15 protein-coding genes are annotated in these 14,293 nt (G+C 34.1%); 13 read left to right on the top strand and 2 right to left on the bottom strand.

Going from position 1 to position 14,293, the window contains the following annotated elements; genetic code table 11:
* Positions 1–17: 17 nt before the first annotated feature.
* The 12 genes from EJB00_RS06425 to EJB00_RS03755 all read left to right on the top strand — a co-directional run bounded on the left by EJB00_RS06425 (position 18) and on the right by EJB00_RS03755 (position 10,245).
* Positions 18–1,250 carry a coiled-coil domain-containing protein gene (locus EJB00_RS06425; protein ID WP_225416236.1) on the top strand — a complete coding sequence of 411 codons (1,233 nt, stop codon included), beginning with the start codon at positions 18–20 and terminating at the stop codon, positions 1,248–1,250.
* Positions 1,251–1,258: 8 nt separating this feature from the next.
* A complete protein-coding gene (locus tag EJB00_RS06430; protein ID WP_225416237.1) occupies positions 1,259–2,098 on the top strand; it encodes a hypothetical protein in 840 nt (279 codons plus the stop codon).
* 137 nt (positions 2,099–2,235) lie between these two features.
* Complete coding sequence (locus EJB00_RS03715; RefSeq protein WP_225416238.1) at positions 2,236–3,099, top strand: hypothetical protein; 864 nt, start codon at positions 2,236–2,238, stop codon at positions 3,097–3,099.
* 27 nt (positions 3,100–3,126) lie between these two features.
* On the top strand, positions 3,127–3,402 hold the full coding sequence (locus EJB00_RS06435) for a hypothetical protein (RefSeq protein ID WP_225416239.1): 276 nt from the start codon (positions 3,127–3,129) through the stop codon (positions 3,400–3,402).
* Between the two features lie 43 nt (positions 3,403–3,445).
* Positions 3,446–4,126, top strand: coding sequence for an orotidine-5'-phosphate decarboxylase (gene pyrF / locus EJB00_RS03720; protein WP_135353071.1), 681 nt, complete (start codon positions 3,446–3,448; stop codon positions 4,124–4,126).
* Between the two features lie 53 nt (positions 4,127–4,179).
* The gene (locus tag EJB00_RS03725) at positions 4,180–4,380 is read left to right on the top strand and encodes a hypothetical protein (RefSeq protein ID WP_135353070.1); all 201 of its coding nucleotides are present in this window, start codon (positions 4,180–4,182) and stop codon (positions 4,378–4,380) included.
* A 544-nt stretch (positions 4,381–4,924) separates the two neighbouring features.
* Positions 4,925–6,088 carry a phage major capsid protein gene (locus EJB00_RS03730; protein WP_135353069.1) on the top strand — a complete coding sequence of 388 codons (1,164 nt, stop codon included), beginning with the start codon at positions 4,925–4,927 and terminating at the stop codon, positions 6,086–6,088.
* Between the two features lie 83 nt (positions 6,089–6,171).
* A complete protein-coding gene (locus EJB00_RS03735) occupies positions 6,172–6,645 on the top strand; it encodes a hypothetical protein (protein WP_015587663.1) in 474 nt (157 codons plus the stop codon).
* Between the two features lie 130 nt (positions 6,646–6,775).
* Positions 6,776–7,537, top strand: coding sequence for a hypothetical protein (locus EJB00_RS03740; protein ID WP_015587662.1), 762 nt, complete (start codon positions 6,776–6,778; stop codon positions 7,535–7,537).
* 235 nt (positions 7,538–7,772) lie between these two features.
* A complete protein-coding gene (dapB, locus tag EJB00_RS03745) occupies positions 7,773–8,567 on the top strand; it encodes a 4-hydroxy-tetrahydrodipicolinate reductase (RefSeq protein ID WP_015587661.1) in 795 nt (264 codons plus the stop codon).
* Positions 8,564–9,322: a phosphate ABC transporter ATP-binding protein PstB gene (pstB, locus tag EJB00_RS03750; RefSeq protein ID WP_135353068.1), complete on the top strand. Its 759-nt coding sequence runs from the start codon at positions 8,564–8,566 to the stop codon at positions 9,320–9,322. Before dapB ends, pstB begins: the two co-directional genes overlap by 4 nt.
* A gap of 68 nt (positions 9,323–9,390) precedes the next feature.
* Complete coding sequence (locus EJB00_RS03755; RefSeq protein WP_135353067.1) at positions 9,391–10,245, top strand: ankyrin repeat domain-containing protein; 855 nt, start codon at positions 9,391–9,393, stop codon at positions 10,243–10,245.
* Between the two features lie 252 nt (positions 10,246–10,497).
* Here the strand turns inward: EJB00_RS03755 and dxr are convergent, their stop codons facing one another.
* Both dxr and EJB00_RS03765 read right to left on the bottom strand, forming a co-directional pair.
* Complete coding sequence (gene dxr / locus EJB00_RS03760; RefSeq protein WP_015587658.1) at positions 10,498–11,676, bottom strand: 1-deoxy-D-xylulose-5-phosphate reductoisomerase; 1,179 nt, start codon at positions 11,674–11,676, stop codon at positions 10,498–10,500.
* A 35-nt stretch (positions 11,677–11,711) separates the two neighbouring features.
* Positions 11,712–12,206, bottom strand: a complete 495-nt coding sequence (locus tag EJB00_RS03765; protein WP_015587657.1) for a hypothetical protein — start codon at positions 12,204–12,206, stop codon at positions 11,712–11,714.
* Between the two features lie 319 nt (positions 12,207–12,525).
* Between EJB00_RS03765 and EJB00_RS03770 the strand changes: the two genes are divergently transcribed.
* The gene (locus EJB00_RS03770) at positions 12,526–14,280 is read left to right on the top strand and encodes a hypothetical protein (RefSeq protein ID WP_135353066.1); all 1,755 of its coding nucleotides are present in this window, start codon (positions 12,526–12,528) and stop codon (positions 14,278–14,280) included.
* The last annotated feature ends 13 nt before the right edge of the window (positions 14,281–14,293 follow it).

Below are 14,293 nucleotides of genomic sequence, written 5' to 3' on the forward strand. Positions count from 1 at the left end.
TTAGTTGTGAGGTAATAATGTTTGGTAATTCATATGATAATAAATTTGAAGAACAAAAAGATGATTATCATAACTTCATTCAAAGGTTTTTGTTTTTGCTCGGTAAGATAAAAGAAAAGAATAAATCAATTCACACTGCTGTAGCTAGTTTTCACATATTATCTTTTTTAATAAAATACAATGTCAATTTTAATGAAGATGAAGTGTATAAAGCCGTTATCCAAGATTTCAATAATGTAAAGGAGGCGAGACTAGAGCTTCAAGATAAGGCTAAAAAAGTATTGAATGGGTATATTGAAAGTGGTGTTGAAACAGTGTCAATATATGGTAGTTGTGCAGAAGTTAAATTGGGAGCTAATAAAAACAAATTCAAAGTCAGTGAGTTTTTGAATAGTAATTTCTGTCAAGATAATGGAATTTTAGGGTTTTCAACTCTGCATAGCAATGGAAAAAATGGAATGCACGGTTTTGTTTCTGAGGAAGGAATAAGGCACTATGTTGTAACTGATGGTGCATACGAAATGACTCTGAATTGGTGTGATAAGGACGGAAAAAAGTGCACTATTATAATTAATATTGATGCTAATGGTATAGAACTTATCGAGCGTAATCGTGTTACTGATGATCAATTGAAAGCAAATAAAGATGTAAAAATAGGTAACTTATTCTTGTATCAAATAAAATTTAGAAATAAGGAGAAAGGCAATCATAAATCATCTGAGATTGTGATAGAAAATAGTAATAGAAATATTAACATTCAAACAACTCAAGAAATTGAGCGTGGCAGCAAAGAAGCTCAAATAGGCAGTACTAAAATGCAAGACAAAAGTGCACAAGTTGTAGATGAAAGCTTAAACGAAAGAATTAATAAATTGGAAAAAGAAAATACAAGATTGACTGAAGATAAAGAAACTATGTCAGAACAATTGCAGCAGAAAGTGAGAGAGATAGAGGAATTAAATGGAAAGGTAAGGGAAAAAGATGAATTTTTGGCTGAAGTAACACAAAAATTCGGGCAGCTAAGTGATTCGGTAGAGAGTAAATTTGAGGAGAAAAGAATAGAGAAGGAAAAGTTAGATAAGAAGTTAAGGGAAATGCAAGAAAAGATACAACAGTTAAGTAAAGAAAAAGCTGAATTAGTGCAAGAAAAGCAAGGCTTGGAAGGATATGCTGAAGTTCTAGTTGTCAAAATACAAAAACTAGTTGATCAAATAAGGCGATCAGATCTTAAAATGAAAATAAAAGGTTAGAACAAGAATTGAATGATACTAAAAAAGATTTAGGTGATAAATATAGTGAAATCCAGAGATTAGAAAGTCAATCACATGAATTAGAATCTAAAAAAGTAACAGAATTGATGACATGTTTAGAAAAGAAAGAGAAAAAAATAGCAGAGTTAAAAGCGCAGTTGCAAAAAGAAAGTTCTGAAACTTATGATTTAATGCTTAAATCATTGGATTTAGAAGAAGAAAAAAGACGATTACAAAAAAAGTTAAATGAAAAAACTCAAGAAGTGATTAAACTAACTGTAGATTTAGAAGAACTAAGTAAGCAATCGGAAGAGAAAGAAACTAAATATTTCAGTAGGATTAAAGAGTTAGAAAAAATTCTTAATAAAGAAAGAAAAAACAGTGAAGAGTTAGAAAATTATAGCATCAATCTGGAGGAAGAAAGTCAAATTCAACATGAAAAGTACAAAGAGTTACTATTTGAGAAGCATTCTATAAAAGAAGAAATTTCAGATTTGAATGATCAATCTTCATTAGTTCATCAGAATCGTGTGAGCTTAGCACAAGATTTGGCAAAAAACATGATATATTTGTTCAAAGAGAATGTAAGAGAAGGAGATAAAGTGATTATATCGCAGGAAACTGTATTAGAGATTTTGAATAGATTGGAGGAATTAATCAAGAATGTTGGAGTCAGTGATCAAGAAATAAAAGGAATAATTGAAGAAATATCTGTACAAACTAATGATAGCCTTGCTCCTTCAGATATAAGTAATGGAGACTTATCAGCACTACCAAATAAAGAGCTGGATGAAGCTTCATATTCAGAAGATTTTGGATATTCTAGTAGATGTTCTACTCCCGTCTGATGCCACCTTGTATTTTGAGTTTAGTTAGCATATCAACTAAAGTTTATCACTGGTACAATTGTGATAAGTGTTCTCCTCTACAGGTAAGATAATTTTAATCAATATATACAAGACTGCTGAAGTTTTGTATATGGGTGATGAGCAATTTACTTAATAAATATAATACATTTTATTTTATAGCTAGTTCTCTTGCTACTCTTACATTACTTACATCTTTAGCGCTTATTAATGCACCTAGTTCTTTAATTCTCGCTTTAGTTGTATTATCTGCTTTGGCTCTTATGATTTTGTATAAAATAATTATTGACACTAGTAAAGTGGAGAAGAAATTTGCTCACAAAGAGCTTGAGTTGACTCAAGAAAAGCACAATTTATACGAGGAAGGAAGAAAATTTGGTCAAAAAATAGAAGCTGAGAGGAAATCTTTTCTTAAAGAAAAAAAATCTTTGGAGGAGAAATTAGAAGCAAAAATGATCCATATAATTGGAATAACAGACGAATTAGAAAAAGTAACGAAGGAGAAAGATGAGCTTGCTGCACAAGAAAAAGAACTACTCCATAAAATCTCATATTTGTGTAAACAGTTACAGGAAAAAGAAGCTAATCTAACTGAGAGGGAAAAACACATAATGGAATTGAAAAGAAAAATAGACAATAATAAACATGAAGAATTGAATAAGGAAATAGAAAAATTATTCAAAGAAAACGAGGAGTTATCTAAGGAAATAGATAAATTACGTAAAGAGAAACATATGCTATATACACAAAAAGAAGAATTATATAAAAGGCAAGAAGAACTTTGTGTGGCATTAGATGAATTACAGTGTAAATTCAAAGAAATTAATCAGAAAAATAAAAACTTATCTAAAGAATTAAAAAGGAAATTTGAAGAGCTAGATAAAGCAGACGGTTTAATTAAAAATCAGTCTTTTGAGTTAGACAAAATAAGACAAGATTGTAATAACAAAGTGAAAAATTTAAGAAATTCACTTTTAGAGTGAGACAGTCAAATAAAACAACTTCAATATGTGATAGAAAAGGTAGAAGAATCAATAAGAGAAAATAGAGCAATTAAAGATTATAGCACAAAAATAATATTAGGGGAGACTCAGAAAATAAAATTTGTATTAGGGCAGCTTGTGCAATTCAAGTCAGTTAACGGTTCCAAAACATCGGAGGAAACATCTGATTCTTTACAGGAAGATCTTGGATATGCCAGTCGTTCACCAACTCCGACCAGATTATCGGGTTCAGTGTCTGTACAAAGCATTGCAAGTGGACCAATCCCTGAATATGGATTGTAAAATGCAACAATTACTCTTATTATAAAAAAAATTATACAAGATAATGAACCCAATAATATGCGCACTGGATACACAAGATTTGAATGAAGCCATATCTTGGGCTAATGATCTGCGTGATAAGGTTGGCATGGTAAAACTTGGGTTAGAATTTTTTGCTGCACATGGCCCTTCTGGAGTGAGAGAAGTTGCAAAATGCAATGTACCAATTTTTTTAGATCTAAAATTGTATGATATTCCAAACACTGTAGCTAGAACAGTTGAAGCAATAAAAGCTCTAGATGTTGAAATGCTAACATTGCATATCAGTGGTGGAACAAAAATGCTTGAAGAAGCACTAAATGTAGTACAAGGCACTAAAATAAAGCTAATTGGAGTGACAGTACTAACCAACATGATCAATGAAGATCTGAGTGAACTCGGAGTAGCAAGGGAAGCAAAATCACAGGTAATTTTGCTAGCAAAGCTTGCAAAAAAGATTGGACTACATGGAGTAGTTTGCTCTGCACTAGAAACTCAAGAAGTGCGCCAAGAATGTGGTAAGGATTTTAAGATTATTACTCCAGGAATTCGTATAGATTCAAGTCATGATGATCAAAAAAGGACGGCAACACCAAAAGAAGCAATGAGCTCAGGAGCTGATTATATCGTAATTGGCAGACCCATTACAAAAAGTGGTGATCCCGCAAGTAGTGCAGAATTAATATTGAAATCTCTTACTAATTGAAGCAGGGCAGATATAGAGTAAAAGCAATAAACGGTATGTATCTGTTCAGCAGGGTGGCAAAACAAGGTAGACGAGAAAAGATAACTAAATGGGTGTCATCCCAGTGCTTGACCATTTTTCTTTTTTTTCTGGATTCCAGCGTCACGCGCTGGAATGACAGGGCTGTGAGTGTCATCGAAGTAGCCGATACAGGCCTTTTTCTTCTGTCATCCCAGTGCCCTGACACTGGGATCCAGTTAAATTTACAGGTATAAAAGTAATCAACGTTTCTGGTGATGATAGAAAAATGGATCCCAGCACAGGATACCATTTATTGTTTTGGCAAACAGCTACGTACTTTATTTGTACATTCTTCTGAACAGATACGCAGCGAAAAAAATGCTTGACACAAAAAAATAGATGCTGTATAGTGCTAGCAATTAAGTATAGTATTTACCGTGGTGTAATACTATACTGCCTTTTTTTACTTCAACAAGTAATCAGTATCATTTTTTTCTCACTACCAAGTAGCTTACGTTCATTTGTATCTACCATGAAGCCAATGCTAGAATCCAGAAAAAAGACCAGTGAATGGCAGGCACGAGCATTATACGTATACAGTTGTATGAACGTTGTTTATCATGAGGGCGCCATCCCAGCACTGGGATCCATATTGTAAACAAGCGTTTGAGTTATACTAAGCTGCCATTCACTGGTCTTTTTTCTGAATGCAGGTTGCATGACAACGCTGAGATTACTGATAAAGATTACCTTCAAATTACAATAACTATTCTAATTTTATTTTTAAAGGAGGCTATTATGTCACTTACTGATATCGCTCACCGTGTTAATGAACTCGCTTCATCATGGGAGCAATTTAAATTAATAAATGATCGCAAACTAAAAGAAATCGAAAGCAAAGGACCTGAGCAGCTATGCAAGATAAATAGTAATATTGATAATTGCAAAGAGCGCTTAGATTTTATTGAAACCGCAGCTCAACGTCCAGAGATTAGCACAGATTTTAATACAGGTGATAAATATTTTTCTGATTATATTCGCAAAGGAATGGAAAACAGATTATCACACAAAACCCTAAGTGGAGATGATAATGATATTGGAGGGTATTTAGTTACTCCTCACATTGTAAAACGGATAAACAAGCGTATAGCTGATTCATCTCCAATGCGGCAGATATGTTCTAGTCAAAGAATCTCCACTGAAACATTGGATTATATTATAGAAGATTGTGACCGTGCTGGTGCAGGTTGGAGTGGTGAAGTAGTAGACGACGAAGATGGTGGCTATAAATCCAAGTATGATTTTGCACAAGACACAAGTACACCTAAAATTCAAAAGATTTCCATCACAACTTATGAGCTCTATGCTCAGCCGCAAATATCACAAAAATTGCTCGATGATGCATTTGTCAATGTTGAAAATTGGCTTGTGGAAAAGGTTGCCGAAACTTTCAGTAAGAAGGAGAATGAAGCCTTTATTAAAGGTGATGGCACTTTTCAGCCTAAAGGAATTTTAACTTACGAAAATGGAAATGGTCATAATAAGATAGAGCAAATTAAAGCTGATAAGCTAGACAGCGACGCCATAATGATATTGTACTACTCTCTAAATGAACATTACTCTAAAAATGCATCATTTTTGATGAACAGGAGTACGTTAAAGGACGTGAGGCTACTAAAATCTGAAACAGGTCAGTATCTTTGGCAGCCGAGTTTATCGCTTGAAACACCAGATACTTTGATGGGAATACCAGTATATCAATCTGCTGATATGCCACCTACAATGATTGCAGTAGCGGATTTCAAACAAGCTTATAAGATCGTAGATAACAGAGGAATGAGAATATTGAGAGACCCTTATACAAACAAACCTTATGTTAAATTTTTTGTCACTAAGCGCGTTGGCGGAGAAGTTGTAAACACCAGTGCTATTAAATTGTTGAAAATTGCGAGCAAGTGCTAATATTTTATATTATTTTATGAAATAATTGACATATTATATTTTTTATGTAATAATTAAATTATTATTAACTTAAGGAGTAAAATATGTTAAAAAAAATAAAAAACTTTTTTCAGTCAATTGCAGGAAAAATTGCATCAGGCTGGAACAGCATTAAAAATTGGTGGTCTGGTAATAAGGTAAACCGAGTAATTGATCCTAATAAAAAGATAATGTTAACTGTTAAAAATTTGAGCAACGGTAAAGTAGGGTTGGTTATGCCGCAAGATATAATATTTCTAAAAAATAAAGATCAAGATGGTAATGTAATTGATGGTGAGTTTCGTTTAGATTTTAATGATGAATCATTGTATATTACAGGTCGTTACGACTCGAAAACGAAAATGGAAGATGGTAATATATGTCTATCTATTAATTCAGTTGGTACCCTAAATGGCAACAAAGTTTATGGTGATAATAAACCAGAAGAAATGACAAGTCTTTTATTAAGTTCAAAAATTATTGATCTAGAAGTAAAACAACACGCTACTGATAATAATCAATCTCTTAATGCACAGTAACTATAGCAAACTGTTAAAAAGAGCACCTCCTTTGGTGCTCTTTTTTTCTTTATAAGTTTTCTCCATAGGAGAAAATTGACTAATTAAATTTTATACTTAATAATTAAATTATTAATTCAAGGAGTAAAATATGTTAAAAAAAATAAAAAACTTTTTTAAATGGATTGCTGATCATACAGCAATTTCATGGATTTTAGGAAAATTAGGTTGGAAAAATCATCACCCTAATGACAAGGTGAGTCGAATAAGTGAATTAGAAAGTCGAGCAGGTAATTCATTTGATAATAGAGTGCATACCCTATTACAAGATCAAGATAAACCTGGTGTTTGTGATATTATGAGAAAAGGTAACGATAGATACCTGGTGCTACATGTGAGGGCAAATGACATATCAAAAGTTGTTTGTGATAGTATTGAGAATATTAAGGAAAATTTATCAGAATATTCTGCATATATCGAATGTGCCAAAAGCGTGTTCAAAGTAACTCTAGGCCGAGTTCTTGGCAGTAATCCGTTTTATTCAAGTTTTAATGTATGCTCAATAATGCCGCATGATTGTATTACTCCATGTAGTGAACTAGAAGAAATGAAAAGCATGTTAGGCCTAAGCGGAGCTGTTGTTATCATAACTCAAATATCTAAAGATTTATCTGATACAGAAAGATCAGGTTCAAAAAGAGTAAGGCTAGTACCTCCTTCAGAGGCACATGATCGTGTATTAGAAGAAAAACGAGAAATGGAAGAGCAACTTCCGGAAACGAAAGCAAGCTCATCTGCCTGTTTGGAAGAGGAAGATGAAAAATTCTTCGATGCAGAAGATGATGGAATTACACAACCACGCCAAACAACTGAAGCAGTAGTGACAAAAAAATATTATATCTTTAATCCATAAGCAAAGTAGGCAACGGTTATTATTAATTAGTCTTCACAAAAGAGCACCTCTGTGCTCTTTTTTTTCTTTATAAGTTTTCTCCATAGGAGAAAATTGACTAATTACAATTTGTATCTTCCTCGTATCAATTTTCAATAGATTCATCGATGTATAGCTATAGTTTTATCAGTGTAAGGCTAAATATGCTAAGCTTATAAGGATGACAAAGCTCGAAAAAAGGCCTAATATAAGCTTTATGAAAATCAAAGTTGGAGTAATAGGCTGCTTAGGCAGAATGGGTAAGAAAATACTCAATGAATTAATTACGAATACCAAAGTGGAAATAGCAGGTGCTGTTGCTCGCTTGGACAGTGAGTATATAGGCTTAGATATTGGTCCTATTGTAGGCAATAATTGCAATTTAGGAATCAAAGTTACAAGTTCTATTAGTGAGGTATTTGAATCGTCCGATGTTGTAATAGATTTTACAACTAAAGAATGTATGCTAGACTGCCTTAAGGCGGCCGTGAAATTTAAAAAACCGCTAGTTAGTGGCACAACTGGAATAGAAGGTCTAAATTTAAAAGAATATGCTGCTAAAGTTCCAATATTATGGTCAGCAAATATGAGTATAGGAGTTAATGTGTTGATGAAATTGGTAAAAGAAGCTGCCAAGCTTTTAGGTAATGAGTATGACGTTGAAATTTGGGAAATGCATCACAATTTAAAAAAGGATTCACCATCTGGAACAGCTATAGAGTTTGGTAAAGCAGTTGCTAACGCTGCAAAAGTGGATTTTGAGCTCAATCAATATTCACATAATAATTCAAATATAAGAGGGAAAGGAAGAATAGGCTTTGCAGTATCTCGTGGAGGTGGAGTAATAGGAGATCACAGTGTCATGTTTGTCAATTCCGATGAACGAGTAGAATTAAATCACAAGGCAATTGACCGCACAACGTTTGCTAGAGGGGCTATTCAAGCAGCAATATGGCTATGCAAGAATAAAAAGGAAATACCGGGACTTTATTCAATGCAGGATTTAGTATGAATGATAAATACGCTTTCGTTAAAAATTTAAATCTTTGGTATGGCTCTAAGCAAGTTTTATTCGACATAAATTTGAATATTTGCAAAAAGAAAGTCACAACTTTTATCGGACCGTCTGGGTGTGGTAAATCGACATTTTTGCGTTGTTTTAATCGTATGAATGATTACGTACCTGGATGTAGAGCGACTGGTGAACTGGTAATCGATGGGCTGGGTAATATATATTCACGTGATATGGATGTTGTATTGCTCAGAGCAAAAGTTGGTATGGTATTTCAAAAACCCAACCCTTTTCCAAAATCAATATATGATAATGTTGCTTATGGGCCTAAATTGCATGGCATGGTGAAAAATAAGCAAAAATTAGATGAAATAGTAGAAAGTAGTTTAACTAAGGTTAGTTTATGGGAAGAGTTGAAAGATAGATTGCAAGATAGTGCACTAAATTTATCTGGTGGCCAGCAACAAAGATTATGCATTGCTCGTGCAATTGCAGTAAAGCCAACTATTTTATTAATGGATGAACCATGCTCTGCTCTTGATCCAATGGCAACCAATGCAATCGAAAATCTTATACAAGAATTGAAATTGAGGTTCACCATAATTATGGTAACTCATTCGATGAAGCAAGCTAAAAAATTATCTGACAGCATAGTTTTCTTTTGCAATGGCAAGATTGTTGAACTCGGAAGTACTAAAGAAATATTTGAAAATGCTCAGTCTCCTTTAACGAAGGAGTATATTCTGGATCATTAGCTTAATAGTTGATATTTTAATTTTTTATATGTATAATTTTATCAAGTTTGTTGTGATAGGGGGTTAAAATGTTTAGCACAAGTGAAGCAACAAGAAAGTTGTTTAAAGCTATTGAATTGCAAAATGCTAGTGGTGAAAGAATAACACCTGAGGAAGCTTGGAATCATTTTCAACAAGCATTGAAAGAAGGAGCGAATGTTAACGCTTTTGAGGATGGGATGACACCTTTGATGTGCATTACTTCAGCTTTTGTTACTAGTAATAACGAGGAACATCAATATTTAGAGCTTATGGCTAAGTTGCTTGTAGAACATAAAAAAATCGATTTAAATATTAAAAGCAAGCAAGCTGTTATTGAGAGAAGACCAAAGGAACATGATGGTTATCCAGTGTATGAATTTGAGGGGAGAGAATTAGTAGATCAGGGTAGAGGGGGTTGTGTATACCTTGACAATTCACAACCTGTTAATGAAGGATTTATACCTCAAAATTATGCTCGTGCAGAGGATGAAATTAAGACCGGCAAGAAGGAAAAAAATACAGCTCTACACATTGCTTGCAAGTTGGGAAATGTAGACATGGTAAAAATATTACTTACACATCCAAAGATCAAAACTAATATTAAAAACTATGAAAACAAAAATCCAAGAGATTGTATTGCAGGACATGTCAAGGAAATAATAGAACCAGAGTTCATAAAGGTAGAAGAAGTTGCTCAAAAAAGGAAACAAACTAAGTATGCTTGTGCTTTTTTGTTATCTGGAGTACTTGCTGTTGGTCTATGTTTCGTAGTTGACAACCCAGTTCCGCTTGCTGCAGTTTCATTGCTGTTCTTTGCAATAGGATGCGGTTATCTGTATAGAGCAAATACAGTTATTAATGATATTAAACTTCTCTCAAGTTATTGTGGACAAACGTACTAGTGATGTATCTGTTTAGATAAGGTGTCATTCCAGCACTTGATGCTGGAATCCAGCTAATTTGGTAAATACTTTAATGTTTGATGACTAAAAGACTGGATGCCAGACTGGGATGACACCCATTTCTTTCTAGTCTTGTCATTCGAGTAGCTGAAACTAGCTGCTTTTCTGTATTCCAGTGTCAGCTACTAGGATGACAGGAGTATGAAATGGGGCTACTTGACCATTTAGTTGTCTTTTCTCGTCTACCTTATTTTACCACTCTGCTGAACGGATATCTTTACTTTTTATGATTTCATTGGCAAGAATACGGCTTTCAAGGTTAATGTTGATTATACCAGATAATGAGTTAATATCAGCATACTTGTCAAAATTTTCTATTGTTGATTTTACCACCTCTAATATTTCTAAAAAACCGATTCGTGATTTCAAGAATTCATTAACAGCTACCTCATTTGCAGCGTTCAAAACAATACTATTTGTATGTGGAGAAGAGGAATTTAACACTTCCATACTGAGCTTTAATGCAGGAAAACGCTTATGATCTGGTTCTTGAAAGGTCAATTTTTTTTGTTTTGTTAAGTCTAACTTGTAGTTCAAAGTTGATCTTTCTGGCCAAGACAAAGCATATGCAATGGGAATTTCCATATCAGTTTCTGCAAGCACAGCAAAGCTGAATCCATCGTGATAAACTACAATTCCATGTACTATCGATTCAGGGTGCACTACTGCTTCAATTCTATTTGGGCTAATTTTAAACAAATGATGTGCTTCTATTATTTCTAGTGCTTTATTCATCATTGTTGCACTATCAACTGAGATTTTCTTTCCCATTTTCCAAGTAGGGTGACTTAGTGCCTGATTTACTGTAATATTTTTTAATTGTTCAAGGCTATAATTTAAAAATGGTCCACCAGAGGCAGTGAGTATAATCTTTTCTACACATTTATCATCATTTTGCAAAACTTGAAAAATTGCGTTGTGTTCAGAGTCGATGGGAATTATTTGTACGCTCCTTTCTTTAGCTTTTTCAAGCAGTAACTTGCCACCACAAACAATGCTTTCTTTATTTGCTAGGGCAATAACTTTAGTACCGCTTTCTATAACCTTTATAACTGGATCAAGGCCTGCGATGCCAACTATTGCAACAACTGAGAGATCAACAGGTAGAGAAGCAACATTTGCTAGACCTGGAGCGCCAACTTCTACTTTGACGTTTGTACCAAGTAGATCTTCTTTTAAATCTTTGTAGAACCTTTCATCAGAAATGGCAGCATATTTTGCATTAAGTAGATTTGCCTGTTGTGCTAGCAGAGCAAAGTTAGAATTGGCACTTAGTGCTTCCACCTGATATTCTTCCTTTCTCTTTGAGAGCAAATCTACAGTCTTTTTTCCAATGCTTCCTGTTGATCCTAAAACTGAAACTTTTTTCACCAAGATACTAACTACAATAAAATCTTCTTAGTTATTTAGTAACCAAGCTCATGATCATCACCAACAGATGGTGAAGGACCAGGTGAAAAAGATTGGCCATGATGATCACCTGCATCATGCATATCATGCAAACCATCGGCACTTTGAGCTACTTCATTGTTAGAGTGGGGATAATCATCCGGATGATGCCCATCATCACCGTAATCCATACCCATTCCTTCTGATGGCATATCTTCTCCACCACCACCTGAAAAATATTCAGCAAGGCTTTCAAGAAATTTTATGCCAAACATATTACCTGATTTCCCAAATAACGTTACTAGACTGCTACCACTGACCAAACCTTCAAACACATTATTATAAGCAGCAATTGCTCCTTCATGAAAGTTGAACATCCACTTCATTCCATCCACAATTGTTGAAACAGAGTCGCTATGACCAAGACCGAAACCACTTTTTTCACTAGCGGCTTCCTGATGTTGCTGCTGTGCCTGCCATTCTGCAATATTTGGACCTTGTGCTTCACTCATAAACTTTTATTCTAAGCCTTAAGCTATTATTTTACCAAAAACACTGTAAAATATCAATTGTTTAAGAGAGGTTATCATAAAAATAGCTAACACTAAGCTATTTTTATGATTCTGATTACTCTATACCAAAACATTGATAATGTGCTGTAGTAACAAAGTGATGACTTGAGGTTTAAAACAGCTTCTATTTCTTCTTAGAAGACTGCTCCTCTCTCTTTCCTTTTTATTTTATTATCTTAATATTAACTTACTCAAAAATTATTGACAAGCACTAATAATCTAATTATTATTAGTACTATATTAATAATAAGGAAGAGAAATGCCTACTACTGATTCATCTAATAATAACATACCTGCATCAGTTCCGCCACCGCCACCTCCCCCACCTCCGGGTTGGAACAACACTTATAAGCATAACGATAAAGATGGAAAATCTCCTAGTGTTACTGCAGAAAAAAGCAGCAGTGGCACTCAATTAAAAAGAGGTCTATCTGAGATTTCTAATCCAAATTTTCTCGAAGAGTTGAAAAATAATTCAAAATTCAAGGAAGCAAATAATGCGAATGGCGAAACTGCAGATAAAGGAAGCAATATTAGACAGAGTGAGAAAAATAGAAGCTCAACTCCCAAGCCTGTATTTCCTAGAGTTTTGAGTCCTCAACAAGATAATGGTAGTAGTAACAAACCTTTCAGTAATTCAGAAGATAGCAAGAGAACTAAAACAATACCAGATCTATCTAATAGTTATAATCTATCGTCAGAGTTGGAAGAGAATAATAAACCCCTAGAAGCGCAAAACACCCTTGAAGAAAGATGTGAAATCAATACTGGACAGGGTGTGCCGCAAAAACCTATGACTGAACAACATAGTGGTGTACAGTTTGATAAGGATAAGCCAGGAGAAATGAAATGTGAAAGTAAAAATCAAAAATCATCTTTAGCAGAACAAAAAAAGGCAACTGGCTTAAAATATTCAATTGCTATTTTGTTATTGTGTACATCCGGTGCTGTAGCTGGAGTATGCACGTATTTTATGATTTCAGCGGTATTAAGTGATGTTGCAGTACCAGTATTTTTTGCAGTTATTGCTTCTGTTTCTGCATTGGTTATGTTGAGTTCAGCTGCATATCTTATCAATTCATGTGTTTTTGCGTTAAACAGTGAGAAAAAAATAGGTCCTAATAGAAAACAATCACAAGAAGCAGAAAGCTTCGGACATAGCAATACTCCTATACCATCTCTAGAAATATCTGGAACACTCAGTGCACCGCCACCACCACCTCCGCCACCTGTGAAATCAAACGATCTATCTACAGCACAAAGGGTAATAAGAAAAAATAGCCCTAGTGATGCTAATCAAAAAGATGTGCAGCAAAAACAATCTGGTACTCCAGTAGATGCTCTAAGCAATCTATTTTCAGAGATTAGCAAAGGTACTACTTTGAAAAAAGTTCCAGATAAACAGAAACATTATCTTCCTGAAGATGGAAAGCAAGAGAGCGACGTACAATTGCGAAACAAAGGAGTACATCAAGTAAGGAAAGTTGAAAGTCAAAAAACTGACAAAGAGCCAAACAATAGCGAGAGTATGCAACAAATGGATAGTTTTACAATAGCAATTCAAAAACAAAGAGAAAGAAGTGGTTTTCAAAATGCACAGCTAGATTCCTTAGACGAACAAGAGAATTCTCTTTTTTCTCTTGAAGAAGAATCATGGATAGAACAAAAGAAAATGTCCAATCAAAAGGACAATAACTATGTACACTTTCCAAACGAATCAACAGTATTCCGGAATATGATATCCGTTACAAATCCATTACTAGATAGCCCTATTGATAATTTATCGAGCAATAGTGGTAATGTACCTGATTATGAAGATTGGGAAACACAACCACAGTCTATACCTTACGGTAACCGTGATAAGACATTACAAGATATAAGACAAGAGAAGAAGGAGCGTGGCGTTTCTCCTTCTGCAACAAAAGGAAGTGGTGCAGACCAAGTGAGTAATGAGGTGCAAAATTCATCTATTGTTTCTTTTGAGGAGAAAAGATTAAGAATCTCTAAGGTTTAAACAAATAGAAGGA

This window comes from Wolbachia endosymbiont of Drosophila mauritiana (assembly GCF_004795975.1).
Classification (GTDB): domain Bacteria; phylum Pseudomonadota; class Alphaproteobacteria; order Rickettsiales; family Anaplasmataceae; genus Wolbachia.

Bases quoted from the DNA above. Each gene is read 5' to 3' on its own strand.
- EJB00_RS06425 (WP_225416236.1), top strand. From the start codon at position 18: ATGTTTGGTAATTCATATGATAATAAATTTGAAGAACAAAAAGATGAT.
- EJB00_RS03715 (WP_225416238.1), top strand. From the start codon at position 2,236: ATGAGCAATTTACTTAATAAATATAATACATTTTATTTTATAGCTAGT.
- EJB00_RS03770 (WP_135353066.1), top strand. From the start codon at position 12,526: ATGCCTACTACTGATTCATCTAATAATAACATACCTGCATCAGTTCCG.
- pyrF (WP_135353071.1), top strand. From the start codon at position 3,446: ATGAACCCAATAATATGCGCACTGGATACACAAGATTTGAATGAAGCC.
- EJB00_RS03730 (WP_135353069.1), top strand. From the start codon at position 4,925: ATGTCACTTACTGATATCGCTCACCGTGTTAATGAACTCGCTTCATCA.
- EJB00_RS03735 (WP_015587663.1), top strand. From the start codon at position 6,172: ATGTTAAAAAAAATAAAAAACTTTTTTCAGTCAATTGCAGGAAAAATT.
- EJB00_RS03740 (WP_015587662.1), top strand. From the start codon at position 6,776: ATGTTAAAAAAAATAAAAAACTTTTTTAAATGGATTGCTGATCATACA.
- EJB00_RS03765 (WP_015587657.1), bottom strand. From the start codon at position 12,206: ATGAGTGAAGCACAAGGTCCAAATATTGCAGAATGGCAGGCACAGCAG.
- EJB00_RS03755 (WP_135353067.1), top strand. From the start codon at position 9,391: ATGTTTAGCACAAGTGAAGCAACAAGAAAGTTGTTTAAAGCTATTGAA.
- dapB (WP_015587661.1), top strand. From the start codon at position 7,773: ATGAAAATCAAAGTTGGAGTAATAGGCTGCTTAGGCAGAATGGGTAAG.
- pstB (WP_135353068.1), top strand. From the start codon at position 8,564: ATGAATGATAAATACGCTTTCGTTAAAAATTTAAATCTTTGGTATGGC.